The sequence below is a fragment of the Bacillus sp. FJAT-44742 genome (assembly GCF_002797315.1).
Lineage (GTDB): Bacteria > Bacillota > Bacilli > Bacillales > Marinococcaceae > Thalassorhabdus > Thalassorhabdus alkalitolerans.
In genome coordinates this window covers 3,581,597-3,606,684 of record NZ_KZ454936.1, presented here as the reverse complement: position 1 = coordinate 3,606,684, position 25,088 = coordinate 3,581,597, and the positions used below count along the sequence as shown (strand labels likewise).

General features: G+C 41.6%; 25 protein-coding genes and 3 pseudogenes. 8 read left to right on the top strand and 20 right to left on the bottom strand.

The window, feature by feature from the left end; translation table 11 throughout:
• The first annotated feature begins 12 nt into the window (after window positions 1-12).
• On the top strand, window positions 13-393 hold the full coding sequence (locus CEF17_RS17890; RefSeq protein ID WP_100400672.1) for a YndM family protein: 381 nt from the start codon (window positions 13-15) through the stop codon (window positions 391-393).
• A 37-nt stretch (window positions 394-430) separates the two neighbouring features.
• Here CEF17_RS17890 and CEF17_RS17885 read toward each other — a convergent pair whose 3' ends face one another.
• The 8 genes from CEF17_RS17885 to CEF17_RS17855 form a co-directional block, all read right to left on the bottom strand.
• Window positions 431-1,228, bottom strand: a complete 798-nt coding sequence (locus tag CEF17_RS17885) for a class I SAM-dependent methyltransferase (RefSeq protein ID WP_100400671.1) — start codon at window positions 1,226-1,228, stop codon at window positions 431-433.
• 235 nt (window positions 1,229-1,463) lie between these two features.
• Complete coding sequence (locus tag CEF17_RS17880; protein WP_100400670.1) at window positions 1,464-3,101, bottom strand: Na/Pi cotransporter family protein; 1,638 nt, start codon at window positions 3,099-3,101, stop codon at window positions 1,464-1,466.
• Window positions 3,102-3,427: 326 nt separating this feature from the next.
• Complete coding sequence (locus tag CEF17_RS21120; protein ID WP_442857442.1) at window positions 3,428-3,874, bottom strand: ArsA-related P-loop ATPase; 447 nt, start codon at window positions 3,872-3,874, stop codon at window positions 3,428-3,430.
• A 41-nt stretch (window positions 3,875-3,915) separates the two neighbouring features.
• Entirely contained in the window at window positions 3,916-4,242 is a 327-nt protein-coding gene (locus CEF17_RS21115) for an ArsA-related P-loop ATPase (protein ID WP_157843077.1), read from the bottom strand.
• Window positions 4,243-4,254: 12 nt separating this feature from the next.
• The gene (gene arsD / locus CEF17_RS17870) at window positions 4,255-4,617 is read right to left on the bottom strand and encodes an arsenite efflux transporter metallochaperone ArsD (RefSeq protein WP_100400669.1); all 363 of its coding nucleotides are present in this window, start codon (window positions 4,615-4,617) and stop codon (window positions 4,255-4,257) included.
• A gap of 17 nt (window positions 4,618-4,634) precedes the next feature.
• On the bottom strand, window positions 4,635-5,054 hold the full coding sequence (gene arsC / locus CEF17_RS17865) for an arsenate reductase (thioredoxin) (RefSeq protein ID WP_100400668.1): 420 nt from the start codon (window positions 5,052-5,054) through the stop codon (window positions 4,635-4,637).
• 16 nt (window positions 5,055-5,070) lie between these two features.
• Window positions 5,071-6,375 (bottom strand): arsenic transporter, encoded by a 1,305-nt coding sequence (locus CEF17_RS17860; RefSeq protein ID WP_100400667.1) that lies wholly within the window; start codon window positions 6,373-6,375, stop codon window positions 5,071-5,073.
• A gap of 15 nt (window positions 6,376-6,390) precedes the next feature.
• Window positions 6,391-6,744, bottom strand: a complete 354-nt coding sequence (locus CEF17_RS17855; RefSeq protein ID WP_100400666.1) for an ArsR/SmtB family transcription factor — start codon at window positions 6,742-6,744, stop codon at window positions 6,391-6,393.
• 605 nt (window positions 6,745-7,349) lie between these two features.
• Here CEF17_RS17855 and CEF17_RS20720 point away from each other — a divergent pair.
• Both CEF17_RS20720 and CEF17_RS17845 read left to right on the top strand, forming a co-directional pair.
• Window positions 7,350-7,505: a hypothetical protein gene (locus tag CEF17_RS20720; RefSeq protein ID WP_232725546.1), complete on the top strand. Its 156-nt coding sequence runs from the start codon at window positions 7,350-7,352 to the stop codon at window positions 7,503-7,505.
• 83 nt (window positions 7,506-7,588) lie between these two features.
• Complete coding sequence (locus tag CEF17_RS17845; protein ID WP_100400664.1) at window positions 7,589-7,816, top strand: hypothetical protein; 228 nt, start codon at window positions 7,589-7,591, stop codon at window positions 7,814-7,816.
• A gap of 207 nt (window positions 7,817-8,023) precedes the next feature.
• Here the strand turns inward: CEF17_RS17845 and CEF17_RS17840 are convergent, their stop codons facing one another.
• Window positions 8,024-9,010 carry a metal ABC transporter substrate-binding protein gene (locus CEF17_RS17840; protein WP_442857441.1) on the bottom strand — a complete coding sequence of 329 codons (987 nt, stop codon included), beginning with the start codon at window positions 9,008-9,010 and terminating at the stop codon, window positions 8,024-8,026.
• 404 nt (window positions 9,011-9,414) lie between these two features.
• On the opposite strand from CEF17_RS17840, the gene CEF17_RS17835 reads away from it, so the two are divergent.
• On the top strand, window positions 9,415-10,032 hold the full coding sequence (locus CEF17_RS17835) for a hypothetical protein (RefSeq protein WP_100400663.1): 618 nt from the start codon (window positions 9,415-9,417) through the stop codon (window positions 10,030-10,032).
• Window positions 10,033-10,279: 247 nt separating this feature from the next.
• Here CEF17_RS17835 and CEF17_RS17830 read toward each other — a convergent pair whose 3' ends face one another.
• Window positions 10,280-10,528: a GlsB/YeaQ/YmgE family stress response membrane protein gene (locus tag CEF17_RS17830; RefSeq protein WP_054636519.1), complete on the bottom strand. Its 249-nt coding sequence runs from the start codon at window positions 10,526-10,528 to the stop codon at window positions 10,280-10,282.
• Between the two features lie 331 nt (window positions 10,529-10,859).
• Between CEF17_RS17830 and CEF17_RS21110 the strand changes: the two are divergent.
• Both CEF17_RS21110 and CEF17_RS21105 read left to right on the top strand, forming a co-directional pair.
• Window positions 10,860-11,402: pseudogene (locus CEF17_RS21110) on the top strand (peptidoglycan-binding domain-containing protein); the annotation flags it as partial.
• A 162-nt stretch (window positions 11,403-11,564) separates the two neighbouring features.
• Window positions 11,565-11,915: a C40 family peptidase gene (locus tag CEF17_RS21105; RefSeq protein WP_385942609.1), complete on the top strand. Its 351-nt coding sequence runs from the start codon at window positions 11,565-11,567 to the stop codon at window positions 11,913-11,915.
• An 87-nt stretch (window positions 11,916-12,002) separates the two neighbouring features.
• Here the strand turns inward: CEF17_RS21105 and CEF17_RS17820 are convergent, their stop codons facing one another.
• From CEF17_RS17820 to rpsN, 7 genes and pseudogenes are all read right to left on the bottom strand, one after another.
• On the bottom strand, window positions 12,003-12,872 hold the full coding sequence (locus CEF17_RS17820) for an MBL fold metallo-hydrolase (protein WP_100400662.1): 870 nt from the start codon (window positions 12,870-12,872) through the stop codon (window positions 12,003-12,005).
• Between the two features lie 250 nt (window positions 12,873-13,122).
• Window positions 13,123-13,363 (bottom strand): annotated as a pseudogene (locus tag CEF17_RS21100) (metal-sensing transcriptional repressor).
• Between the two features lie 98 nt (window positions 13,364-13,461).
• Complete coding sequence (locus CEF17_RS17810; protein WP_100400661.1) at window positions 13,462-14,592, bottom strand: NAD(P)/FAD-dependent oxidoreductase; 1,131 nt, start codon at window positions 14,590-14,592, stop codon at window positions 13,462-13,464.
• A gap of 83 nt (window positions 14,593-14,675) precedes the next feature.
• Window positions 14,676-15,989 (bottom strand): annotated as a pseudogene (locus CEF17_RS17805) (6-phospho-beta-glucosidase); the annotation flags it as partial.
• 85 nt (window positions 15,990-16,074) lie between these two features.
• Entirely contained in the window at window positions 16,075-17,247 is a 1,173-nt protein-coding gene (locus CEF17_RS17800; protein WP_100400659.1) for a GTP-binding protein, read from the bottom strand.
• A gap of 18 nt (window positions 17,248-17,265) precedes the next feature.
• Window positions 17,266-18,417, bottom strand: coding sequence for an FAD/NAD(P)-binding protein (locus tag CEF17_RS17795; protein ID WP_100400658.1), 1,152 nt, complete (start codon window positions 18,415-18,417; stop codon window positions 17,266-17,268).
• A 34-nt stretch (window positions 18,418-18,451) separates the two neighbouring features.
• The gene (rpsN, locus tag CEF17_RS17790; RefSeq protein ID WP_054636579.1) at window positions 18,452-18,721 is read right to left on the bottom strand and encodes a 30S ribosomal protein S14; all 270 of its coding nucleotides are present in this window, start codon (window positions 18,719-18,721) and stop codon (window positions 18,452-18,454) included.
• Window positions 18,722-19,067: 346 nt separating this feature from the next.
• Between rpsN and CEF17_RS17785 the strand changes: the two genes are divergently transcribed.
• Both CEF17_RS17785 and CEF17_RS17780 read left to right on the top strand, forming a co-directional pair.
• Entirely contained in the window at window positions 19,068-20,174 is a 1,107-nt protein-coding gene (locus CEF17_RS17785; protein ID WP_100400657.1) for a metal ABC transporter solute-binding protein, Zn/Mn family, read from the top strand.
• A 172-nt stretch (window positions 20,175-20,346) separates the two neighbouring features.
• Window positions 20,347-21,084 (top strand): ZIP family metal transporter, encoded by a 738-nt coding sequence (locus CEF17_RS17780; RefSeq protein ID WP_100400656.1) that lies wholly within the window; start codon window positions 20,347-20,349, stop codon window positions 21,082-21,084.
• A 77-nt stretch (window positions 21,085-21,161) separates the two neighbouring features.
• Here the strand turns inward: CEF17_RS17780 and CEF17_RS17775 are convergent, their stop codons facing one another.
• The 3 genes from CEF17_RS17775 to CEF17_RS17765 all read right to left on the bottom strand — a co-directional run bounded on the left by CEF17_RS17775 (window position 21,162) and on the right by CEF17_RS17765 (window position 25,041).
• Window positions 21,162-22,847: an ABC transporter permease gene (locus CEF17_RS17775; protein ID WP_442857440.1), complete on the bottom strand. Its 1,686-nt coding sequence runs from the start codon at window positions 22,845-22,847 to the stop codon at window positions 21,162-21,164.
• A gap of 27 nt (window positions 22,848-22,874) precedes the next feature.
• On the bottom strand, window positions 22,875-23,990 hold the full coding sequence (locus CEF17_RS17770) for an extracellular solute-binding protein (protein ID WP_100400655.1): 1,116 nt from the start codon (window positions 23,988-23,990) through the stop codon (window positions 22,875-22,877).
• Between the two features lie 181 nt (window positions 23,991-24,171).
• A complete protein-coding gene (locus CEF17_RS17765; RefSeq protein ID WP_100400654.1) occupies window positions 24,172-25,041 on the bottom strand; it encodes a VanW family protein in 870 nt (289 codons plus the stop codon).
• Window positions 25,042-25,088 lie beyond the last annotated feature (47 nt).

Genomic DNA, 25,088 nt, shown 5'->3' with positions numbered 1-25,088 from the left:
GAGGTGAAGGACATGGAACACTTAAAAGCGTTAGGAATTAAGTTCGTAATGGTTGCCGCATCCCTTTTTATAGTACTAGGTCTATGGGGAGTGCCGATTGCAGAAATTCTAATTACCAGCTTAGTTCTTACTGCAGGAGCTTATCTAATAGGCGACCTGTGGGTGTTCCCCTCCTTTGGTAACTGGACAGCCGCCTTCGCCGATCTTGGTCTAGCTTTTGCAGGAATCTGGATTGTAGGTACCTTACTGTTTCCTGGTATTAACTTGCCGCTTGCAGCGCTTATATCAGCCGCAGTGATAGCAGCAGGTGAATACTTTTTCCACAAGTTTATGGCAAGAAAAGTACTGAACAATAACAATCGCCATGTCAGAGAAGAAGCTCAACGCGCTTAACAGAAAAAAGGACAGAGCCTGCGAGGCTCGGTCCTTTTTATGTTTTTTTTAAGATGCTGACGTAAAATTCATGAGGCACTGCATGAATAGTAGAACCAAAAGTTTCTGTCACGTTATCCTGCACCTCTTGAAGAACCCGTTCTCTCTTACTTCTCTCAAACATTGACAGCCACGACAAAGAACCTACTCTCCCCTTCCATTCACTAGGAGTAAAGCTCACTTCATAGCTGAATTTAAAGCAGTCTGTTAACTCAAAGCTATTCTCTTTCCATTCTTCAAACCACTCTACAGGAAAGCTATTAATTAACTGAGTTGAATCAGATTTGGACCCTGGAGACGTCATCTTCTGATTGGGCATATGTTTTTTTATAACTTGCAAAGTATTCCTGATCAAAAGGCTTTGCTTGGGCAAAAATCCTGAATCCATTACAAGGAAGGTGCCGTCTTCTTTCAGGATTCTCTTTACTTCTTGTAATGCTTTTTCCCTGTCAAACCAATGCCACGCCCTAAGAACGGTAACGTAATCGTAACGATTGCCAGGAAGAGCGGTGTTTTCCGCTGTACGGTTAAAATAAGTAATGGAAACTCCTTCTTTAGTGTCTATTTTTCCACCGAGATCCGTCAGATCCTTTGAAGGTTCAATGGCAATAACATTAGCTCCTTGCCTTGACAGCCCGCGTGTAAGGACCCCGGTACCCGCTCCAAGGTCTGCAATGTTACTCCCGTTAACCTCTATCCCTCTATTGGAGAGTTTAGTAAAAAGTGTATCAGGCAAATCATTTCTCCATTTAGCGTAATCATGAGCTACTGAGCCAAAGTTTACTTTCCTTGTCACACTATCCCCTCGCCCTTTATTGGATATAATTACGTTCCTATTATGGCACTTGTAACATTTTGAAAGTTATACTGCTTTTCTTTGACAAGCATATCCTTCTATATATTTTCCGAGGATACTGTTGTCACTCTCGTTAATGGTTTCTTGTTTGCACCTGACATTTCCTTTGTTTTTAGATCATTTTCCCCCTACAAAAAAGGTTGTCACCAATTGGGACAACCTTTACTTATTACTATTAGCTTGCTTGATCCGAGGTTTGAATCAAGCTTTCTACAATATTGGAAGCATGGTCTCCTATTCTTTCGAGGTTGCTTAGCATATCTAAATAAATCATTCCATTTGTACCTGAACATTCGCCTGCATTCAATCGTTCCACGTGTGCTTTTCGGTTCAGCTTTTCTGTCTGGTCAATTTCCCCTTCAATCTCTAAAACTTCCATAGCTATATTTACATCTGCCTTTTCTAATGCCATTAAAGCCTTTTCTACAGCCAGCGAAGTAATAGAAACCATGTGAGCCAACCCTTCTTTTGCTTCATCAGAAAATTTCACTTTATGAACCATTGCATGTTCTGACAGCTCCATAATGTTTTCACAATGGTCGCCAATTCGTTCAATGTCTGTAACGTTATGCATAAGCTGAGAATGAAGCTCTGATTGAGTCGGGTTTAAAGAAGCTTTTGAAATGTGCGTAAGATAACTGATTATCTGTTTGTTTAAGTCATTTATAACTTCTTCTTTTCTTTTTGTAAGCTCCCCTTGCTTAGGGTCCCTGCTGATCAGCATATCTGTAGAGTGGTGAACACATTCCCCTGCCAGTGAGCCCATACGCAATACTTCGAGTCTCACTTTTTCTAGTGCAAATGAAGGCTGCTTTAATAATTCTGGTTCCAGGTGCTTTGGCCCCTGCTCGACAATCTCATCTTCTCCTCTTATAATTTTTGGAATAAGGTAAGCGTACAAAGCAATTAGCGGCAGCTGCAGCAGTACGTTGACGGAGTTAAACAATCCATGGGCATAAGCGATTTCTCTTGCAATGTCACCTCCGAGAGTAGAAGACATAAATAAAACTACTATTTGTACGACTGGCAGTATGATAAGAAACATTACTGTACCTATTACATTAAAAAATACATGAGTTAAGGCTGCTCTTTTGGCAGCAACTGTTGCTCCCAAAGAAGCCAGAACAGCAGTGATTGTCGTTCCAATATTGTCACCAAAAAGAATCGGGAGAGCTTGTTCAAGGTTGACAAGTCCATCAACTGCCATAGTCTGAAGCACGCCGATGGCAGCACTTGAGCTTTGAACCAGCATCGTAAAGAAGGCTCCGGCTACTACGCCTAAAATAGGGTTTTCGCCTAACGTAGCCATCATGTCCACAAATTGCGGCATATCCCTAAAAGGGTACAGCCCATCAGACATCGTACTAAGGCCAAAGAAAATCATTCCAAAACCAAAGAAAACTTGTCCAATGTTATTAATAGACTTCTTATTAAAAAAGAAAATTAAGAAGGTACCAAATGCCAGAATCGGCAAAGCATAATCACCAATTTTGAAGGAAATCATAAAGGCGGTTAGCGTTGTACCCAAGTTGGCGCCCATAAGCATGGGAATTGCTCTTCTAAAGGTAAGCAAACCAGCGTTAACCAGTCCTATAATCATAACTGTTGAACCCGTGGAAGTCTGGAGCAAGGCAGTTACAAGGGCACCGGCTATCACACCTTTAATAGGATTATCCGTGGCTTTCTCCAAAATACCACGAAGTCTGTCTCCAGCTGTGTTTTGGAGGCCGTCACTCATATATTTAATACCAAAAAGAAAGATTCCTAACCCTCCAAAAAATAAAAACGCCATGGTTTGCATATCTATATCCATCGGTTGTTCCTCCTAAATTATCATTTCCATAGCTGATCATAACAACCGATTGTTAATAATATATAGATTCAATGTAAAGGTTTTGTAAATTTCATCTTTGTTTTATTAAACATACTGCTGTAATACTCGAAAATGGTGGTGAGAGGAAAAAAACAGGTGAAAAACGATATATGATTTTCATTAATGGTGGTGCAGTTAAGAAAGTACACCGTCCGTAAGCCCCATCATCCCATTTCTGATCAACAAAAAGGTGTCAGTTATCGAAAATCGATAACTGACACCTTTTATTACTTTTCAGAGACCGTTTTGTCCCAGCCTCTTACGTATTATTTCATTCTAGCTGATAAAAGGGAATCACTTTTCCAGGGAAGTAAGCAAACTTGTTCAGCTTCCTTACTCTTCACTCGTTCAATCCACTTTTGTTCCACCAGTCCTTTTGCTTTTAATATCGGGTCCTCCGTATGGGCTGCTGACAAGCTCTGATTTAACACCCACCAGCTGGGAAACAATTCTGCCCGCTTCAAGTCTTCCTGTAAACGGCTCGCTTCAAGAACTGGAGTTGCTTCCGGCAATGTTATTACCACGATGTCTGTTTGCTCAGGATCACGGAGCCGAGGAAGGAGCTTCTTAACCTCTTCAGGAACTTGTCCTGCCGGGAGCTGGAGAAGACGCAGAGTATGTCCGGTTGGTGCTGTATCGAAAATAATATGATCATACTCATTTTCCAGCTTCTCCGTTGTCAAGAAGGCCCGCAAACTCATCAAATGCTGCAATTTCCACTGTACAAGCTCCTGAAAGCTGCTCTTCCATTTGATTAAATCGCCGATTCTGGAAGAAGGCCCCGGTATGGACCAACCACCTTTTCTCTGTACTGTTCTGCTATTTCCTCAGGATTAATATTAATAGCAGAGAGACCTGGAACCTTTTCAATATCTGTAATGTCTGTTTGGATTTCCTGTTCAAACACGTCCTGGAGATTAGAAGCAGGATCCGTGCTTACTATAAGCACACGTTTGCCGCTGTCAGCCAGATTTACAGCAGCTGCACATGCAGTTGATGTTTTTCCGACTCCCCCTTTTCCTGTATAAAAGAGAAAAGGTGTTAAATCTAAATTCATGGGGTTAAATCTAGGATAAGTCATGGTAATGCTCCTTTAAAGCAAAGTAATATTGTTCCCGCTAGAAGGCTTGGATGATATTTTATCCTCACTGAGCCCGCTCCACTTGGCAAATTCCTGGTTTGTCGGGTACTTCCCTGTTTTCACAATTGTCCCATCAACCATGACAGCCGGAAGGGCGTCGTCCGCTCCCTTTTCGTGTAACAGCTCTTTCATCGCTTTTTCTTCAATGAAAGCTTGCAGCTCTGATGATCCTAGGTTAAACCTTCTTATATCTATATTTTCTTTTTCGAGCATAAAGATTGCTGTCGCTACTCTTGTCAGCTCAGGATCTACACTTGGACCACAGACTCCTGTGTCACAGCACATCGCAGGATCGTATATTCGAATAGTTCCCATTCAGATCACTCCTTTTATTACTTCCCCGTCTCGGCAAACCTCTTAATTCTTGCATCGATTTCATCACGGACACGCTGGAAGAACTTCCACTGTTCTTCATCTGTCCCCTCCGCCTTTGCAGGGTCATCGAATCCCCAGTGTTCCCGCTCTTTGTTTGGAGGCGTTGCCGGGCAGACATCATTTGCATGGCCGCATAAGGTCACAACTAGATCTGCTTTACTTAATATATCCCGATCAATGGTGTCAGACGTTTGATTTGAAATGTCAATTCCTATTTCTTTCATAGCCTTTACAGCCTTAGGGTTCACTCCGTGAGCTTCTATGCCCGCTGAATAAACCTCATATCTATCCCCTAGGTAATGATGCCCAAACCCTTCTGCCATTTGACTGCGGCAGGAGTTCCCTGTGCACAAAAAATAAATAATCGACTTTCCCATTTACCATTCTCTCCTTTTACATCATTGATAATATAAGAAGCCATAGATACAGACCTACAAGGGTGATAAAGAGAGTCGGCACGGTAAGGATAATCCCTACCTTAAAATAATAGCCCCATGATATCTTTACACCCTTTAACGCAAGAACATGAAGCCACAGCAACGTAGCCAGTGATCCTATCGGGGTAATTTTCGGTCCTAAATCAGCTCCTATAATATTGGCATAAATTAATGCTTCACGCAGAATTCCAGACGTATCTGTTTCGGCTATCGCCAAAGCATCAATCATAACGGCAGGCATATTATTCATGACAGATGAAAGAATCGCTGCGATAAATCCCATTGAAATGGTAGCAACAAATAACCCTTCATCGGCTGCAGCCTGAATGACCACAGCAAGTAAATCTGTCAGACCGACATTGCTCAAGCCGAAGACGACGACATACATCCCTATAGAAAATACCACTATGGCCCACGGTGCACCTTTCATGACTTTCCCGGTATTCACCGCAGGGCTTTTTCTTGCCATGATAATAAAAAAGATGGCAATTGCACCGGCTACAAAGGAAACCGGAACCTCAACAAACTCACTGACGAAGTACCCTGTAAGCAGAAGGCCAAGAACTATCCAGGATAAACGAAACATTTTTTCATCTCGTATCACTTCTTTTGGTTTTTTCAACATCGACATATCATAGTTCTTTGGTATATCTTTTCTAAAGAATAAAAAAAGCACTAAAATACTGGCACCTAAAGCAAAAAAGTTCGGAACAATCATTCGGGAAGCATATTCCACAAAACCAATATTAAAAAAGTCTGCTGATACAATATTAACGAGGTTGCTGACGACTAATGGCAGCGACGTCGTATCTGCAATAAATCCACTCGCCATAATAAAAGGAAAAATCATAGCTTCTTTAAAATGAAGAGCCCGCACCATCGCTAATACAATAGGTGTCAGAATCAACGCTGCTCCATCGTTAGCAAAGAATGCCGCAACGATTGAGCCTAATATGGTTACGTAGATAAACATCCGGACACCATTTCCTTTGGCAGCCCTTGCCATATGTAACGCAGACCACTCAAAGAAACCAATTTCATCTAAAATAAGTGAGATAATAATAATAGCTATAAACGTTAACGTTGCATTCCATACGATTCCTGTTACTGTCGATACATCTTGAAAGCTTACAATCCCGGCTGCCAAGGCAAGCACTGCTCCAATAGCGGCAGACCAGCCAATGGACAGACCTTTGGGCTGCCAGATGACCAGCACTAATGTAAACAGGAAAATAAGAACTGCAAGTACAGTTGTCGTCATTTCCTACTCCTCCTACTAGTCACACCGAATACGCAATCCATTCTGTGCTAACTCGTCAAGCACTGCTGTCTGATCTGGTATATATGACAAAATATCCTCAATTACCGGGTAGAGATCAGTTTCTTTGTTAAGTGAATAAAACATCCACTGTCCTTTTCGTTTTTCTTTTACGATTCCTACATCTCTAAGCTTTCGTAAATGCTGACTGATGGCTGGCTGGCTGACTTGAAAAATTTCAACAAATTCACACACACAGCACTCACTTTGTTCAAGCATTTTAAGCATCCTTAACCTGTTTTGGTCTCCCAGCAGCTTAAAAACTCTCGCTCCGTCTGCAAACTCAATCTGTTTAATCTTTTTAACTGACATAGGCCGTTCACCTCCTAAACCTAGGATAACAAATCATATAAGCATATGCTAATATGATAATAAAATGTAATTAAACCTTTACAAATTTACATTCTTGCTATTCTCTATTAACATTTCGATCTTTCGCTTATGATGCGACCATAAACCAAAGGCTGGTGAAATAAATGAAACAGGAGTTAATTTTGATTGTGGAAAGCAAATAAAAGCTGGCACGGGTGATCAGCTGAGAGCATGAATATGAAGGCTATGAGGTTGCTGTTAGCATCATACACCGCAACCCTCGAGTGATACACAGTGGATAAAAGGTATTTACATGCTAGTGGCAAGATATAAAGAGGATACAAAAACCCCAAAAGGCACTTTATTTGGGGGTTTATCTTAATAAAAAACCCTCTCTCTTTTTCGGTTCGTATTATTTTTTATCACTGTAAAAATTTATTGTTTTCTCCCAGTGAAAAGTATTTCCTTAGGGAAACTATTGTTATAATATATATTTATATTGGTTGTTACCCTTTCGGATTTTTGAAGCACAGCCTCGTCCTTTAACAGGAACCACCGGCGAACTTCATAAAATGCGCATCTTCAGACAGTTGACAAAAGATACAATGAATACAGAAAGCATAGTAGAAAATAATGAAAGGCTAGTATTTGAGATTGATCATTCTCATGTTATTGACCGAATGAACAGAGAAAATGGGCAGGAGGAAAATGTTCAAGAAGCAGTTGAACAGCAAGAAGAAGCAGGATCTTTTACTGAATAGTTTTTCTGCTCTTTGAAGTACAGCTTCTACCATTGGAACTTTGCTTCCCATAAACCAGAAGGAAGGAGACATAGGTTCAGGTCATGTCTCATTGTGAAAAAGAGGGAAATATTGTTCTTTTTAATGGCATAGTCACCGTCACATTCACTATACTTCTTATTGTCTGCCTTATTGGGGTGTTATTTGCCCTGATTGACCTTGCCTTGGTTATTTATGCGAAATCGTTATATAGAAAAAGAGGTAAATCCCAAGAAGACATAGGAGAGAATGGGAAAAAACAAGGCAGTCAAAGCGAAAGAAGAAGATTTTAATTGATTAGGAAATATTAAAACCTTTGGCTGAGAAAAAAGAGGAAAAGAATAAGATTGATTATAATATAAATCCAAAGATGTGAGGAAAAGAACGGTCTGAACCCCATCGGATCACTCCTTCTTTTGTATATTCTTTAATGAATACAGCAAAAGATGACTGGGAAGAACCAGTCATCTTTTGCTTTTTCTTTGGGTTTTTTTTCTGTGTTATTGACTTAACCCGTTTACAATGGTTTCTACATTGTGTTCCATCATATCGATATAAGTTTCTGCTCCACTGCCTTCTTGTCCCACGGCATCTGTATAAACAAACTCCTCGTAAATTTCTACTCCAGAGTTTTCAGATACAGTTTCCATGTACTGCGGGTTAATGGTTGATTCGAGAAACAAGGCTGGCAGGTCTTCATCTCTTGCTAGATCAACAATGCGGTTAATTTGGCCTGGGGTTCCTTCCTCATGGGAATTAATGGACCAGACACCATCCGTTTCAAATCCATAATCTCTGCCAAAATATTTGAATGCATCTTCCGATAAAACAATGATTCGATTATCTTCTGGTACTTCTTCTACTTTTTCTTCTGTCCATTCATGGAGGTCTTGTAATTCTTCTAAATAGGCCTCTGCATTTTCTCTATATTCTTCTTCGCCCTCAGGGTCGCGCTCGACCAAGTCTTCTACAAGATTTTCAATATACACAGAGGCGGCGCTTGGAGACAGCCAAGCATGAGGGTCATGCCCGTCATCTCCTTCAAGTGCTATAGGCTCTACTCCTTCTGATAGTTCTACAATAGGAACATCCCCAACATTCTCCACTAAGCCTTCCAGCCACTCTTCAAGATCTAGACCATTAACATAAAAAACTTCCGAATCGCTGACCTTTTGGAAATCACTTGGCACAGGCTCATATTCATGTGGTTCTTCTCCAATTGGAACTATGTATTCTACCGTTCCCCGATCCCCAACAATGTTGTCAGCAAAATCTCCGATCACAGAAAAACTGGTCGTTACATTAATCTCTTCTCCATTACCATCAGCTTCCTCGTTATTATCCTCAGTGTCTGTGTCCTGTTCTTCTTCAACGGTTTCTTCTTCTGTCGTTTCGTCAACCCCACCTTCTTCATCTGTCTCGCCACAGCCGGCTACTACTACTGTAGATATTCCCATTAAAACTAACCATTTTTTCACTTTCTCCATCTCCTCTGCATATAAATTCTTATTTTAATGTAATAGTTTACTACACGTAAAAATATTAGACTCAGGTAAAAAAAGTTACCTTTTTTAAAATATGTTTCCCTAAACCAACATAATGAATTTTCCCATAAACCTTATTTCCTGTCTAGGGTATCTAGGGAAAAAAATATTGTTTTTTTGTACGTGGCACAAAATAAATCAGCATAACAGAAAACATGTAAAATGTTTTAATACTTTACGTTAGCTGCGGTTTATTCTATTTTCTTTTTTTATATTTCATTGTATAAAGATTATTATATTGGCAGATAACCCATTATCTTCTAGGAGGACTCCCAGATGAAAAAGTTTATGATCACAAGCATCGGAACAGTAGTTATTGGTGGTGGACTCACTCTGCTTCTGCTCTCATGATACCCGACGATGTACAGGAAGAACATGCTGAGACATACGGAGAAGTAGCTGCAAGCGCAGAAGAGGAAGAAGAAGTGGAGACAGAAGAAGCAAATGACGACTTAGCGGAAAGAGAAATTCACATGGGACACGCTACGATGAATGGCTATGTTATGTATGGTTGGGATCATAGCAATTTCAATCTTGAGAATTTAAAAGCTTCCTTTGAGCATCGCCCTCAAAGTGTTGAGAAAGCTCTTGAAGGTATGGACGATTCAGCCCTCCAACAAGATTTCGAAGAACTCTTATCTATATGGGACGAGTTAGAAGCAAATGTTGAAGATGTTGAGGAACGAGATCGTTTGGTTCATGAGCTTCAAAAGATCTATAGAGACTTAGATTACTATGTAAGAGAAAATGCTCGTTTTGATCCTCCTAACGTCACTCATTATGGGAAAAGCGTAGGCTATCAAGAGGTAAAGGATCAAAGAACGGATGAACAGATAAAGCGTGAACAAGAATCCGAGGAAACAATGAGAGAAATGGAGATTCATTGGGATGATCGGTATGAAGAGAACGAACCAACACGAATCATAGGTGAGGAGGAAAAAAGAATCATGGGGCACCATGAATAGAGAAAATTTTAGAAAGGCTCAAAATTGGCTCTATTACTCCTTTACTGTTTTGGTTTAGGTATAATGTTCACACTATTTATGGCCATATAGGACGTTTATAAGCAGGACAGTGATCCGGCCTCAGTTAATTATATAAGTGGCTTTGTATACTCTCTATTTTCAATGCAACTTATAATATGTAAAACCCGAATATGGACACTTTTTATATGTGTCCAATATTCGGGTTATGAGTCATGTCTGCTATTTTTTACTTTCTAATTACACGGAGAATGATCGAAACAATGGCTATGAAAATAATGGCCCCTAATAGTGCCGGGAAAATAAAAATGTCACCGAGTTCAGGTCCCCACTCTCCAAAGAGATTGCCTCCTATCCAGGCACCTACTACACCGGCAACAATATTGCCGATAATACCTCCTGGCAAGTCTTTACCTAAAATCATGCCGGCAATCCAGCCAATAATACCGCCTACAATTAATGTAATTATTAGTCCCATTTTCCTATACTCTCCTCTCTTTCTAATAATGAAAAAGAAGAATAATATCTTCTTAGAAAGAGCTATTCCTCATTTAAAGCTTAATAAATCACCTTTTTTTATGAAAAAATTAGTGAGAATGTAAAACTATTCATGCAGACACTGAAATATGTCAATAAGCCTTCTGTCGTTTTTTGATTATTATGTTCCCCTCCCCTCTTATCCCGGCGTTTTATTTTTTATATTATTACAATATTCACCCTAATATTACATTTATATTTCAATTGACCATATCAGTTGTTCACTATAATGAAATTTTAGTAATATTTAGATAACACATTAAACGGATATTATGGCGGGAGGTGGCCTCACCTATAAGGTGCGGGAAAATATGAAAAAGTTTATGATTTCTACAATTTTTGTAAGTACATTGCTTTTAACACCTAAAGTTGCTGATGCTGCTCTCGGCGATCAAACACTTCGTATTGGAATGAGAGATAACGATGTAACTGAGTTACAGGAACTTCTTAAACGAGAAGGACTGCTTCGCGGCGGTGTGGACGGAATCTTTGGGCCACAGACCAAGCAGTCGGTCAAGGACTTCCAAGCACGCAAAGGCTTAACGGTTGACGGCATTGCCGGCCCTCAAACTTTTAGTGCTATGAATGTCAGGAGCTCTTCAGCTGCCTCTTCACCTTCATCATCGAATTCCAGCTCTTCTACCTCTGCTCAACAAAGCAGTTCTTCTTCAAATAGCTTCAGCTCGACTCTTAGACAAGGAATGCGAGGAAGTGAGGTCTCAAGCTTACAATCAGCCCTTAAGGACAAAGGATTCCTGCAGGGAAGTGTGGACGGTGTATTCGGGCCCCTAACCGCCCAGTCAGTCCGTAATTTTCAGCGCTCTGCCGGTATTGCGGTTGACGGCATTGCCGGTCCTCAAACGTTTAATGCTCTAGGAAGCAGTGCTGTTTCTAATAGCAGCAGTAACAGTAATTCCAGCAGCTCAGCAGCAAGTAACACCTCTACATCTAACCAGCAGAGCTCAGGTTCCTCCACCATTGAAAGCACTATTCGTACAGCCCAAAGCTTAACAGGCACACCATATGTATGGGGAGGCACAACCCCAAGAGGGTTCGATTGTAGCGGTTTTATTCAATATGCTTTCAAGCAGCATGGAGTAAATCTGCCCAGAACAGTCGCTCAAATGTATAACCAGCTTACAAGAGTTTCTTCTCCTCAAAGAGGAGATATTGTATTCTTTAATACAAGCTCAGGCCCATCACATGCCGGAATCTATTTAGGTAACGGGCAATTTATTCACTCGGGAGCGTCCACCGGTGTTATTATTGCCAGTATGAGTAATTCTTATTGGGCACCAAGATATTTGGGAGCGGCAAGAGTAAATTAACCACCTACATATAAATATCAAACGTCTTGAACATATAGTTTTATAATAAAGCACCCTGGCTTTTATAGCAGAGTGCTTTGTTATTGGTTACATTTTCTTATTATAGGCATCTACATACTTTCCTTTATCGGGAACGGCAATTTCCTGAAAGTTTTCTACCAGGCTTCTTAATCCTTCCTTTAATTGATCACCTGTCATAGGAAGCCCGTGTCCAGTAACAGCCACTGCCGGCTGCAGTTGATTTATTTTTTGCACAGAAGCCTCTGCCTGAAGCCAATCTGGTGTAAAGTACCTTGGCGGCCCGCTGATTTCCTGCTCTTGTGTTAAGACTTTATAAAGGTATTCTTGTTTCACTGTGACAAATGCATCTCCTGCTATCAATGCCCGGTCTCTCTCACGAAAGAATGAGACATGCCCCGGAGTATGTCCAGGAGTATGATGCCATTTCCATTCCTTCAGAAACGGAACAGTGCCGTCCAGGGGAAGCTGTTGTATGTGATTTCCTAAATCTACAGGTTCATTAGGAAACATTCCCGACAGCTTGGCAATCACCCCTCCTTCTACACTCGGATCAGGCTCTGGATAACTTTTATTTCCTTGGAGAAAGGGCAGTTCCTCTTTATGAGCATAGACAGGTACTTCTTGCCAGTGAGTAATTAAGTCAAGAATTGCTCCTACGTGGTCAAAGTGACCATGGGTTAAAAAAATAGCTTGAGGCCTGGCTCCTTCCCCGAAAGTCTCTTGGACAGCTGCTATAATTTCCTTGGCTGACCCAGGCATGCCTGCATCTACTAAGACAAATTCCTTTTTATTTTGAGAATCACTTATAAAAGCAATGTTTACGATTTGAATCGTCTTGCAGTAAATATCCGGGAGCACTTGGACACTCAGGCCGTCTGCCAGTGATGTAGCCGGAATGATCTTATAATCTCCCCCCAGGTGCATTTCTTTTTCCACTATACCTCCACCTTTCGTCTAACAAGCAACGTCTTTATTATCAGTCCCTGTCCTCCCTTTTATGTAAAAAGAACAGCTAAAGGCCAATCACCATTTTTAAGCTGACCGCAGACCAAGGTATGGAAGTGATTTTGTTTTTCAACACCTCGCAGTACGCTTTTGGGGCATGAAATACTCCAAAGGAAGACACTGTGAATAAAAAAAGCAGACCAAAAGTAAAAATACAATGATCTGCTTTGCTGCATAGATGCTATCTGCTTTTCATCAGAAGATTTACGGTTTCTTGAATAAGCTCTATTGTATTTTCATCTTTTTACATTTGTTCTCTTACATTTTTCTAAATTTGAACTAACGACAAGGCCAATGGCTCTGTCCAAGGCATTTCTCGCTGCTGACATTTGGCTGACTAGATCTTTGTAGTCTTTTTCTTCCTCCATCATTCTAAGTGTTCCTGTGACTTGTCCTTCTACTCATTTCACTCGATTTTTCATCTGGTCGTTATATTTATCTTATCGTGTACCCACCCTAGTATACTTTCAAGTAGGAGAGAAAGAACGCAAAAAAGAACCCTTTGAAGGGCTCTTGATCTTTAAGAATGAGGGTCGCTTTCTGCTATTGCCTGCAGCAGAGAATAATTTTCCAGATCCAAACCAACTTCCTTACCCATTGCTACATTGGCAAGCTCTGAACCGAGATAAGGGCCAACAGTAAGACCCGAAGCCCCCAACCCATTTGCAATAAGAAGACCTTCTTTTTGAGGAGCTTTCCCTATTACAGGCAGAAAACCAGGAGTCATAGGCCGAAAACCAACTCTCGTTTCAAGGAAAGTGCTATGATAAAGACCTGGCGCTACATGTAGGGCCTTTTCAAGGATCCCATGCACCCCGCCAGCCGTTACTCTGTTATCAAATCCTGCTTCATCCTCGTGAGTTGCCCCCACGATGATTCTTCCCTCTTCAAACGAGAGGAGGTAATGGTTGCTTGGCGGCATGACAACTGGCCACTTGTTAGTTGATACATCCATTTCAAGGTGAACAATCTGGGCTTTCTGGGCGGAGACCAACAGATTGATCCCTAAAGGTGCCACTAACTCTCTTGCCCAGGCTCCTGCTGTGACAATTACCTGGTCTCCATATATTTGATTTCCTTCTACTTCTACTCCCGTTACCCTGTCTTTAGTAAAAAGTAAAGATGCGTCTCCGTAAGTGATAGAGGCTCCTTTTTTTTCAGCCGCGTTTATAAGAGCCTTACATAAGGCTCTCCCATTCACTCTTGCCCCTCCACTGACATGAACAGAGCCATACTCTTCCGAGATTGGCGGAAAGAGAGATTTCGTTTCAGCAGGGGAAAGCAGAGTAATCTCCCCTATTTCTGGAGCATTCTCTCTTCGTTTCATCGCTCTTTCTACTGTTTTTTTAAGCTTCTGTTCATCGGTATGAAGACTGATTGCTCCTACCTTTTCATATCCTGTCTCGTATTCGCCTTCCTCGGCAAGCTCTTTGATTAGCTCTGGATAATACTTAGCTCCGTTTTTCGCCAAATGATACCAGGCTTTGTTTCTTCTTTGAGTAAGCCACGGACAGACGATACCAGCAGCAGCGTCAGTCGCCTGGCCAGGATCTCTCCGGTCAACTATTGTAACCCTGGCCCCGCTTTTAGCTAAATGATAAGCAGTAGAGGCTCCTAATATTCCTGCTCCAACTACTACATATGACGTCAATTGTATGCACCTCGTTCCTGAGTTCTCGTGGCTATTTTACCAGCCTTACCCCTGTGAACAAAGCCGTCACCCCCAGGTATGTAAAAAAATTGCGGGAGGTGCTCCCTATGTGCTTCCATCATTTCTTTCACAAGCTGCTTTGAAGTTCGAAGAGATGGCACTAAAGGATTAGCATACATTGCTTTTACTGCTTCTGTAACGTCACCGCTTACAGCTGCACTGACTGTTTTTTCCTCAAACTCTTTCAACTCTTGAATCAGCCTATCCCCATTAGATGGAAGCCTACCTGCATTGCATGGTACAGGACCATCTTTTGTAATGAAACAGCTGACTTCAACAGCTGAATCAGAAGGCAAAGCTTTAATAGCTCCATTATTTCGAGTATTCACTGCTTGAATATCACCTTTGTCCGTGTAAATGGAAGTGATTAAGCGTACGGCAGCTTCCGAGTAGTAGGCCCCGCCCCTTTCCTCAAGCTGGAGGGGCTTTACAGCAAGAGATCGATCTTTATAGAGTGTAAAAAGATCTTTTTCTATTTCCTTTACTACTTCTGCACGTGTTTTGCTCTGGGCTGCTTCTGTCTTGCACACTTTCACGATATCCTCGGTCTTTATATAGTATTTATAATAAGGGCTTGGCAGAGCTCCTAATTCCTTAATAAATTCCGGCTCCCACCCCAGCCTTTTTATATCCTTTTTCATAAGCTCTATCTGTGGAGCTGTCAGGAGGTTATGTATTTTTTGCGTAACGTCCACTTCATCAACTGATACACTAAGTCCAAACACCATGTGATTCAAACCTGCAAAATCAATATGAATTCTAGAAGAAGGGTGCACATTCAGTAATTTTGCTACAGCTCTTTCCATTTTGACAGGGACATTGCACAGCCCAACTGCTTTCTTAATGTTAGAATGGCGAAGAACGGCTTCAGTAATAATACCAGCGGGGTTGGCAAAGTTGATCAACCATGCATCCGGGCAAAGCTCTTCCATGTCCCGACAGACATCTAATACGACTGGGATTGTCCGCAGTGCTTTAAAAAAGCCTCCAGGGCCAGTCGTTTCCTGGCCCAGAATACCATGTTTTAAAGGAAGCTTTTCATCTTTGACTCTCGCATCCAACAGGCCGATACGAAACTGCGTAATCACAAAATCAGCATCTATCAGTGCTTCTTTTCTTTTTAAAGTCTCAATAACCTCAATGGGCAATCCTGCTTTGGCAATCATCCTTCTGGCGAGGTCCCCAGCTATTTCCATCTTTTCTCGTCCTGCTTCAATATCTGTCAGCCACAGCTGCTTAACGGGAAGAGATAGGTAATTTTTAATAAGCCCTTCTACAAGTTCAGGAGTATAACTGGATCCGCCTCCTATGACTGCTATTTTTACTCCCTTTCTCATGCCCTGTCCTCCACAAATTTATCTATTCTCTCTATCATCTGTTTCTTTCTTTGATATGTAAAATATTGGCGTTTGAAAGGAGCAGTTAAAGAACCGTTTTTTCTTGCTTGGCTTTCCATTCATGATATTCGTCTGGCTGAATTAAACATCGATCGAGTGCTTCTTCTATCTCAGACTGCTTCATATCAATTCCTATAATGACTAATTCATTGATTCGGTCTCCAAATTCATGATTGATTAACTCAACCGCTGTTTCAGGCTCCTGATCAACCAGTTCCTTCTTCTCTTCGTTCGGGAGTGCAGCTGCCCAATAAGCTGCGGGTTCTAAAGATACGGAGCTTCCTGCTTGTGACAACAGTACTGCGTAGTCATGGTGTGTAGACAGCCATGCCATTCCTTTCGCCCTGACCACTTCCTTCGGGGTGGATGAAAGCCAGGCAGTTAGTCTTTCCGTGTGAAAAGGCCAGCGTTTCCGGTACACAAAGGAGCTTAGGCCATACTCCTCTGTTTCAGGTGTATGATTTTCCATTTCAAGTTCTTTCAGCCAGCCAGCTGATTGACTTGCATGTTCAAAATCAAACAGACCAGTACCCAGAACTTCAGAAGGTTCAATGCGCCCATACATCGTTTCAATTAAATTGGCTTCGGGCTGAAGCTTTTGTAAAAAGGCAATCAGCTTTTTGCGGTCTTGAGGTTGTAAACAATCAATCTTATTCACTATAAGAACATTGCAAAATTCTACTTGGTCAATAAGTAAATCCACAACGTCTCGCTCATCTTCCTCATCTGCGTTTTGTTTCCTATCTATTAATGTTTCCCCTGATGAATAATCCTCCCAAAAGCGATTAGCATCTACTACTGTTACCATTGTATCCAATCGGCATTGTTCACTTAAGTCGATCCCCATTTCATCATCCAGGTAACTAAACGTCTGGGCTACAGGTATTGGTTCACTAACCCCTGTAGATTCAATCAAAATGTAATCTATATCCCCTTGTTGCACCAAACGGTTTACCTCAACAAGCAGGTCTTCACGTAATGTACAGCATATGCAGCCATTTGATAGTTCTATCATTTTCTCCTCTGTGCGTTTAAAGCCGCCACGTTCTATTAAATCAGCATCAATGTTAATCTCACTCATGTCATTTACAATGACTGCGACTCTTACCCCATCCCTATTTGCTAATATATGATTTAATACAGTCGTCTTGCCTGCCCCTAAATAGCCGCTTAAGACTGTAACCGGTACTTTTTCCATCTATCTTTCCCCCTTGCTCTAGTTAGCCAGTGCAGTGATAATCTCTGCACTTTTCCTTGCCCCGGCAATGTTGCGTGATACGGGCCCTATTTCCAATTCTGCCAGTGGACCAGAAACATGGAGCCCGTTTTCCCATTCCAAATTTTTATTAATAATAGGAAAACCGCATGATGTACAATTGGGCATATGAGTCAGCCAGTCGTGAATTGGATGACGAGAGGCGGCCCCTGTCGTTAAAATAACAGAGGATACTTTTTGGCTTTGATTTTCTTTTAACCTGATATCAATATAAGATCCTGCAGCTCTTACACCTGAAATTTCATCAGTAATTACTTCAAGTTGTCCGCGTCCGTACAATCTTTTAGCTTTCATAAACAAATTTCTTGGCATCGATCCCCTGTGCCTTGCCTGAGTAATCATTTTCCTCCGTATATTCAGATCATTCTCTTTTCTGAAAGAAGTCAGGTATTTAGGCCCCAGCCACCCAGGATCACTATCAAAGTCATGAACTCGAAAAGGATGCCGTTTGATAAGTTTGACCTTTTCATTGTGCACATTACATAAATGGACAGCAGTATGTATGGAAGAGATACCGCCGCCTACAATGCCAAAAGAAGGGGGCATTTCTTTTATGGATTGCAAATCATCATTGAAAATGTGATGAATTCTGTGAGGGTTGCTTTTTGCCAGTTCTTCAGCCCACTCTGGATAGGAAGGCTGAGTATTCATGCCTATGGCAAGTACGACCCGCTTGGCTTCTAATCTCCCATTGGTTGTATGAACCATCCACTTTTTCTTTCCTGGAGCAAGATTCTCTACTTTAGCCCTAAACCAGCAACTGTATAGATCTGTTTCCGCAAATAGTGCTTCACAATGGGCGTTAAATAGAGGAAGGCTCGGTCTTTTAAACCTTCCAATAAAAGGAGCCGTAACCTTATTATCCTTTGCGTATTTCTGCAGACTAAAGGGAGCGGGATCCAAATGATGCACGGAAGGAGACCTTAAATAATCCATTCCTATTTTGCTTGTAATGGTTTTCCACTTGTATAAAGGGACAGGATATGGATCAATAATCAGCAAGTCGTCTTTCTTTACTTTTCCACTCTTTAATAAAAATGTAGCGATCGTGCATCCATGAATGCCGCCTCCAATAATGATCCATTTATACATAGCTGCCTATCCTCCCTTTACATAGTTAATCAGTTTACCAGCTGGATTTCTTTACACCTGGAATCTGCCCTTTATGAGCCAGCTCACGAAAAGTGATACGGGACATTCCAAACTTTCTCATATAGCCTCTGGGTCTGCCGGTTATTTCACAACGGTTATGAAGTCTTGTGGGTGCCGAGTCCCTTGGCAGCTTTCTTAATGCTTCGTAATCCCCTTTTGCTTTTAGTTCTTTTCTTATTTCCGCATATCTCTCCACTATTTCCTGACGTTTTTTTTCTTTTGCTATTTTAGATTTTTTAGCCATTTTCATTCTCCTTTTTAAATCATAATCATTTCGATTTAGATCCGAAATTTTTTTCGTGACAAAATAGTAATTGTTACGATTTATATTTGAAATTATAATGACTTCTTTTCTCTGTGTAAAGTCTTTCTTTCTTACGCTCACCTATCATACGTCACCTTCATGTTTTAAAGTTGACTGTAATACACTAAAATTGGCTATTTTCAAAAGCCTGATTTATGATTTTTAGAAAAACTCATCTACAAACTGAACAAATTGTAACAATTACGGTTTACAAAGCAATCAATACCCTTTATACTCTTTTCTAGATTAATAAAACAGAATGATTACGAAAAGGGGATTACATACAATGAAAGCTAAAGCAGGAATTGCGTGCACAATTGGGCTTTCTGCCGTTTTGGCAGCTTGTGGAGAAGCTGATCAAACGGAAGAAGCAACTGAACAAGACGAAGGTAACGGTGAAGAAACTGAAACAATTGATGTTTACACTACCTTATTTGCTCTAGAGGATTTCGCAAATCGTATCGGCGGGGAAGCTGTGAATGTAACAAATATTGTGCCCGTTGGCGCTGATGCCCACAGCTTTGAACCAACTGCACAGACAATGATTGATATTGCCGAATCAGATATGTTTTTATACAACGGAGCAGGTATGGAAGGATTTGCGGATGCAGTTGAAGATACTCTTCAAGGAGAAGATGTGAAGGTTGTGAAAGCCGTAGAAGGCATCGATTTGATTGATTATGGTCACGATCACGACCATGAGCACGGGCATGATGACGACCATGGACACGATGACCATTCTCATGAAGAAGATGAGCACGGACATGATGACCACACTCATGAGGAAGATGAGCACGGGCACGATGACCATGCCCATGAAGAAGATGAAGATCATTCACATGACGATCATGGACACTCACACGACCACGGAGACGAAGATCCTCATGTCTGGCTTGACCCAGTTTTATCCATAGAAATGGCAGAAAACATTAAAGAGGCGTTAGTAGAGGTTAACCCTGAGGAAAGCGAGACCTTTGAAAACAATTTTGAAGAACTCCAGCAGGAGCTTGAAACCCTCCATGAAGAATTTGAAGTAATGGTAGAAGCTGCAGATAAGGATACATTTATCGTTTCACATGCAGGGTACGGCTACTGGGAACAACGTTACGGATTAAACCAGCTTGGAATATCTGGACTTTCTCCTACAAATGAGCCCTCTCAAAAACAATTAGAAGAAATTATTCAATACGCAGAGGATCACGATATTGAGTATGTTATGTTTGAGCAAAACATTACTCCTCAAGTTGCTGAAGTTGTTCAAGACGAGGTAGGAGCTGAAGCCTTACGTCTTCATAATCTCGAGGCTTTGGTCGAGGAGGATGAAGAAAACGAGGAAGACTACTTTAGTCTTATGAGAAGAAACATTGAAAACCTGGAAACTGCTCTTCAATAAACTAGTAAACCCAACTATCTACAAAGCCTGCAGAGACACTGCAGGCTTTTTTTAAACACCAACTATTTCTTTTTCCTCAGGGACAGGTCTCTTAAATTTATATAGTCCATGCTCTTCTATCCCTTCCTTGCACTGAATAAGGTATAAGAAAACGGCAGGACTGGAGGAAAGAATGGAAGAATTTCTTATTGCCAGTTTTTTATCGGCTCTTGCTACAGGAGCAGGTGCCGTGCCGGCACTCTTCATGGCAAGTGCAACACATAGAGCAAGAGATATTCTGATTGCCTTTAGTGCTGGTTTAATGGTAGCCGCTTCTACGTTTGAACTTATCCCCGAGGCGCTGGAGTTAGCAGGCTTTCCTGTTATTGCGTCCGGACTGCTTCTAGGTGTACTGGGACTTACTTTTCTTGAGCAAAATATTCCTCATACCCACACAGAAACACCACCTGGAAAAAACAACCCGTACCCTTATCCTGCTCAAGCCATACTCGTTGTTACTGCGATCACCTTTCATAACATACCAGAAGGTTTATCGGTAGGAGTAAGTTATGCTAGTGGAGTCGAAGGGTTAGGAATGTTGATTGCCTTTACAATTGGCCTGCAAAATGCTCCGGAAGGCTTTATCATCGCTTTGTTTCTCATTCAGCAAAACGTTTCTCGCTGGAAGGCACTCTTGATTGCTGCTTTTACTGGCATTATTGAAGTCGTTGCAGCCATCATCGGTTTTTGGCTCACGGCTTACGTGTATGCTCTTCTCCCTCTAGGCCTGGCATTTGCTGCAGGCTCAATGCTTTATATTGTTTATAAAGAGCTTATCCCTGAAAGCCACGGTGATGGTCACGCGCTTAGCGCCACCTACGCCTTTGTTTTCGGCCTGGTCGTCATGCTTTTTTTCAGCAGAATGTTTTAGATCATTGGAAAATCAGAATACAGCACGTTAAAAAAAGAGACAAGCACCAATGCTCGTCTCTTTTTCTGCCTTGTTTTTTAATACTTTTTTAACATATATCGAAGTGGAATAATAGACACCAAAATAAGAATTAAGGCAGCCGGTGCAGCCTGATGATAAATTGCTTCAGAAGCTTCGTAATAAATACGTACCGCCAGTGTATCAAATCCAGGCGGCCTTAACATTAGGGTAGCAGGCAGTTCTTTAATCGCACTGACAAACACGAGCGCGCCACCGGCAAGTACCCCAGGCAGAATCGAAGGGATAATCACTTTAAACATTACCTTCCATGGCGGATAGCCTAAGCTCCGGGCTGTCTCGTCTACTCTCGGGGAAACTAAGCTGAGTGATGCATCCCCTGCTTGCATCGCTTGCGGCAAGAATCGTACGACCATAGCAAGCGCGATGAGATAAAAAGTATTGTACAGGAACGGAAAGTGATTGTTAAAAATAAACACAAACCCTAAGGCAACTATTACGCCTGGAAGAGCGTAGCCAGCATAGCTCATTTTATCAATACTGCTGGAGATTACCGATGGATACCTTGAACGCAAGTAAATGATCGGCAGCGCAAGGAGCATACATAATAATGCCGCCATTCCTGAAACAAGTATACTGTTCCAGGCGAATTCGAAAAAGCGTGCATCCACAGCTCCTCTATCCAAACCAATAATTGTCCAATAAATTAAGACGACAATTGGCAAGAAGATTGAAAATGTAATAACCAGTCCGATAAAAGCCATAACCAGAGGCTTCCACTTACCAAGTGACAATATATCAGGTTCTCTAAAAGTGTTGGAAGTTTGGTAGAATTTATTTTTCTTTCTGGTTCTGGATTCAATCCATAAGATGAAAACAGTCAGCACAATGAGGACCAGGCTTAAAACAGAAGCTGATTCTGTATCAAAGCTTGCCCGCTGAAAGTAAATGGCTGCTGTAAATGTTACGTACCTGAGCATAGCAATGGCACCGAAATCTGAGAGAACATACAAGGCGATCAGGATAGCCCCTGCTCCAATAGCCGGACGGAGAAAAGGAAGATTCACCTTCCAAAACACTTGCATCGTATTCATCCCTTGAGATCGGGCCACCTCTTCAAAATTACGATTCATTTTTCGAAGGGAGGCACTTGCTATGAGAAAGACATACGGATAGGTAAACATTGTAAGTACGAAAAAGACACCCCAAAATGAATAAATCGATAGAGGATAGTCTCCAAAAGTGTTCACCAGCCACGGAGTTTCTCTCCAAAGATCACGCATCCACCCACTTGGTCCAAATACAATAATATAGGCCACAGCGCCCACATAGGGAGGGATCACTAACGGCAGAGCAAGCACCCATTGAAGCAGCTTTCTCCCGGGTACATCGGTCCGCACCACAAGCCAGGCCAATGATACCCCAAGAATAACTGCACAAACGGTAACGGCAAAGGTCAATGAAAGAGTGTTCCACAAAAGCTGAGGGATTCTTCCGTCCAACAGTCTCATCCAGCGGTCTGCCCCTGCAAAAAGCGACCTCCAAATGACATAGATGATTGGTACAGACATCAATAGACCGACCAGCATTCCCAATGTAAAAAGCAGAGGGCCCGGAGGGTTTCCACGCCAAATACCAAGCCAGCGTCTTCTCAAGAAACGGAGAAGGGTTGGAGAAGTGTTTTCCCCAACCTTGGCATTTTGATCGTTATCCAGTTGTCTATTTTCATTCTTCCCCATGCTCATTATGCCCTCTCCTAAATACGGATAACTCTATCTTAAATCAAGATCTAGTCCAGAATCTTCAATCAACATTCTAGTGTCTTCAAAATAGTTTCCAAGTTCTCTTAACGGCATATCCTGGATCTTAAGTTCATCAAACCTTACAGCTTCTTCGTATGGAGGGTCCAATTCAGGATTTATAGGAACTTCCAGTGATTCCCCAACGAAAGCCAGCTGATTTTCCTCTTCAAGAACCCAATCCATAAATGCTCTCGCATTTTCTTCATTCGGTCCACCAGCAACCATTCCTACACCGGCTGCGTTGGCAATGGCTCCCATTTCTTCTTCTCCTTGGTCAGGGTAGACAAAACCAACGTTATTATCATTAGGTTCTTCTAACTGCTGATGATAGTAATAATTGTTAACAAGTCCAAAGGCATGCTCACCTGCGCCTACAGCTCGACGGATATCGCCATGTCCATCAAAAATCCCGGCAGCATTTTCCTGGATGGACTCGATCCATTCTGCTGTTCTTTCATCGCCCCACTCATACCGAAGAGCTGAAACATTTCCGATCATACCGCCATTGCCTCCGCGGGTAATGGCATAACCATTTTCTACATCTGCCCACTCAGCATCAAATAAATCTTCCATGCTGGTTGGCACTTCATCTTCTGAAACCAAATCTTTATTGTAAATAAAACCGCGGGCTCTTGCAGAAATTGCCACCCACTCATTATTCTCAGCTCTGTACTGGCTGTCAATGGATTCAACATTCTCCGGATTAGAAGCTTCTAAAAGTCCCTCTCCATTTAAGTATTCTAACGCACCGATATCATTGGAAATGAAAATATCTGCCTGCACATTTCCTGCTTCTTCTCGTAATTGAAGAGGCTCGGCTTCATGCAAGGTGTTTACTTCAATGCCTGTTTCTTCAGAAAATTTGTCCAATAGAGCCTGCACAAATTGTTCGTTCCTAGCCGAGTATACCACAAGTTCCCCGTCTAATTCACTAACACCTTCTTCTGATGTTTCTTCTGTCTCTGTATCACCGTCGGCTTCGTTGTCACCAGACTCACCCTGATCCTCTTCCTGGCCGCAAGCAGCAGCGATCACAAGGAAAGCTGCCAAGACCAGTAGAAGAAGATACTTGCTGTACTTTTTCATACTCTCTTCCCCCTTGAACTATGTAAATGAAAATGATTATCAATCTAAACACAACTATACGGTAATTGATAATCATTGTCAATACTATTATTATGGGGGTAAAACATTTTTCTGATCCCTTTTCTTCACCGTAAAACAAAAAAATTTCTGGACGATGAATATAATTAATCTCACTTTTAAGCTAGTTTATATCTCTAGGTTCTGCATTCACCCTGTCTGAGGAGAACACTTGCACCAATACCATACCGCCGACTGTTTTCGCCCGCAGGAGAACAGGCTGGTTATACCCGTTTTTAAAAGTGAAATCAGGACCATGCCAGCTTACCGTAGCATCTCTTCCAGGGGGAACGTAGGAAACCCGTTTACTATGAGTGTATCTTTGGGTAATTTCCATACCTGCTTTGTCTACAGCGTTAAACAAGGTTGAAGAAACCTGGCAAATCCCCCCGCCTATCCCATCGTACATTTTTCCTTTAATAATAATAGGGGCTGATAAATAACCTTTTTCTTTTGTTCGTTGTCCCACTACTTCATTAAATGAAAATGTCTCTCCTGGAAAAACAACATGATTATTGATCGCCTCTACGGCAAGAGTAATATTCGTGGCTCTCTCCTTCTTTTTTCGATTGAAGTAAGTGATGTATTGTCCAATTTGTTTTTCACGAATTTCCGATAGGAGCTCTACGTCAACTTTTGGGTGAATAGGGAGGAGAGGAGCGCTTACTACGGTGGAACTACCGCTGTAATAAAATTTTGACACCTTACCGAACAACGCCTTCCGGTCAAGTTTATACCCTTCTTTTCCCGGAACAATATTTTCTCCTTTATCAATGGAGGCATTTACCGGGCCTTGGTATACATGTTGTTCCATCCTATCTAAAAATTCCTCTATTTTTTCATACTCAATGACAGGCTCACCAAGCATTGGTTCTGTAATCGCTTCCTTAGGAAGAACACCTACGATTTCCCCTTCGTTTTTAACAGATAATTCGCTTGTTCCGCTGTGAGCGAAAGCAATGATAATGGATAAAAGCAAATATGTACCTTTCATGGTCTTCAACCTCCCACCTGTAGTATGAGTAAGGTAAAGATTTTTCA

What these genes read in the sequence shown, in the direction of transcription:
- CEF17_RS17880 (WP_100400670.1), bottom strand. Translation starts at nt 3,101, where the DNA reads ATGGATATAGATATGCAAACCATGGCGTTTTTATTTTTTGGAGGGTTA.
- CEF17_RS17795 (WP_100400658.1), bottom strand. Translation starts at nt 18,417, where the DNA reads ATGTATAAATGGATCATTATTGGAGGCGGCATTCATGGATGCACGATC.
- arsD (WP_100400669.1), bottom strand. Translation starts at nt 4,617, where the DNA reads ATGGGAACTATTCGAATATACGATCCTGCGATGTGCTGTGACACAGGA.
- CEF17_RS17840 (WP_442857441.1), bottom strand. Translation starts at nt 9,010, where the DNA reads ATGGAGAAAGTGAAAAAATGGTTAGTTTTAATGGGAATATCTACAGTA.
- CEF17_RS17855 (WP_100400666.1), bottom strand. Translation starts at nt 6,744, where the DNA reads ATGTCAGTTAAAAAGATTAAACAGATTGAGTTTGCAGACGGAGCGAGA.
- CEF17_RS17765 (WP_100400654.1), bottom strand. Translation starts at nt 25,041, where the DNA reads ATGAAAGGTACATATTTGCTTTTATCCATTATCATTGCTTTCGCTCAC.
- CEF17_RS17845 (WP_100400664.1), top strand. Translation starts at nt 7,589, where the DNA reads ATGTCTCATTGTGAAAAAGAGGGAAATATTGTTCTTTTTAATGGCATA.
- CEF17_RS17890 (WP_100400672.1), top strand. Translation starts at nt 13, where the DNA reads ATGGAACACTTAAAAGCGTTAGGAATTAAGTTCGTAATGGTTGCCGCA.
- CEF17_RS21115 (WP_157843077.1), bottom strand. Translation starts at nt 4,242, where the DNA reads ATGACTTATCCTAGATTTAACCCCATGAATTTAGATTTAACACCTTTT.
- CEF17_RS17775 (WP_442857440.1), bottom strand. Translation starts at nt 22,847, where the DNA reads ATGAGCATGGGGAAGAATGAAAATAGACAACTGGATAACGATCAAAAT.
- CEF17_RS17830 (WP_054636519.1), bottom strand. Translation starts at nt 10,528, where the DNA reads ATGGGACTAATAATTACATTAATTGTAGGCGGTATTATTGGCTGGATT.
- CEF17_RS20720 (WP_232725546.1), top strand. Translation starts at nt 7,350, where the DNA reads ATGAATACAGAAAGCATAGTAGAAAATAATGAAAGGCTAGTATTTGAG.
- CEF17_RS17780 (WP_100400656.1), top strand. Translation starts at nt 20,347, where the DNA reads ATGGAAGAATTTCTTATTGCCAGTTTTTTATCGGCTCTTGCTACAGGA.
- CEF17_RS17860 (WP_100400667.1), bottom strand. Translation starts at nt 6,375, where the DNA reads ATGACGACAACTGTACTTGCAGTTCTTATTTTCCTGTTTACATTAGTG.
- CEF17_RS17770 (WP_100400655.1), bottom strand. Translation starts at nt 23,990, where the DNA reads ATGAAAAAGTACAGCAAGTATCTTCTTCTACTGGTCTTGGCAGCTTTC.
- rpsN (WP_054636579.1), bottom strand. Translation starts at nt 18,721, where the DNA reads ATGGCTAAAAAATCTAAAATAGCAAAAGAAAAAAAACGTCAGGAAATA.
- CEF17_RS17800 (WP_100400659.1), bottom strand. Translation starts at nt 17,247, where the DNA reads ATGGAAAAAGTACCGGTTACAGTCTTAAGCGGCTATTTAGGGGCAGGC.
- CEF17_RS17785 (WP_100400657.1), top strand. Translation starts at nt 19,068, where the DNA reads ATGAAAGCTAAAGCAGGAATTGCGTGCACAATTGGGCTTTCTGCCGTT.
- CEF17_RS17835 (WP_100400663.1), top strand. Translation starts at nt 9,415, where the DNA reads ATGATACCCGACGATGTACAGGAAGAACATGCTGAGACATACGGAGAA.
- arsC (WP_100400668.1), bottom strand. Translation starts at nt 5,054, where the DNA reads ATGGGAAAGTCGATTATTTATTTTTTGTGCACAGGGAACTCCTGCCGC.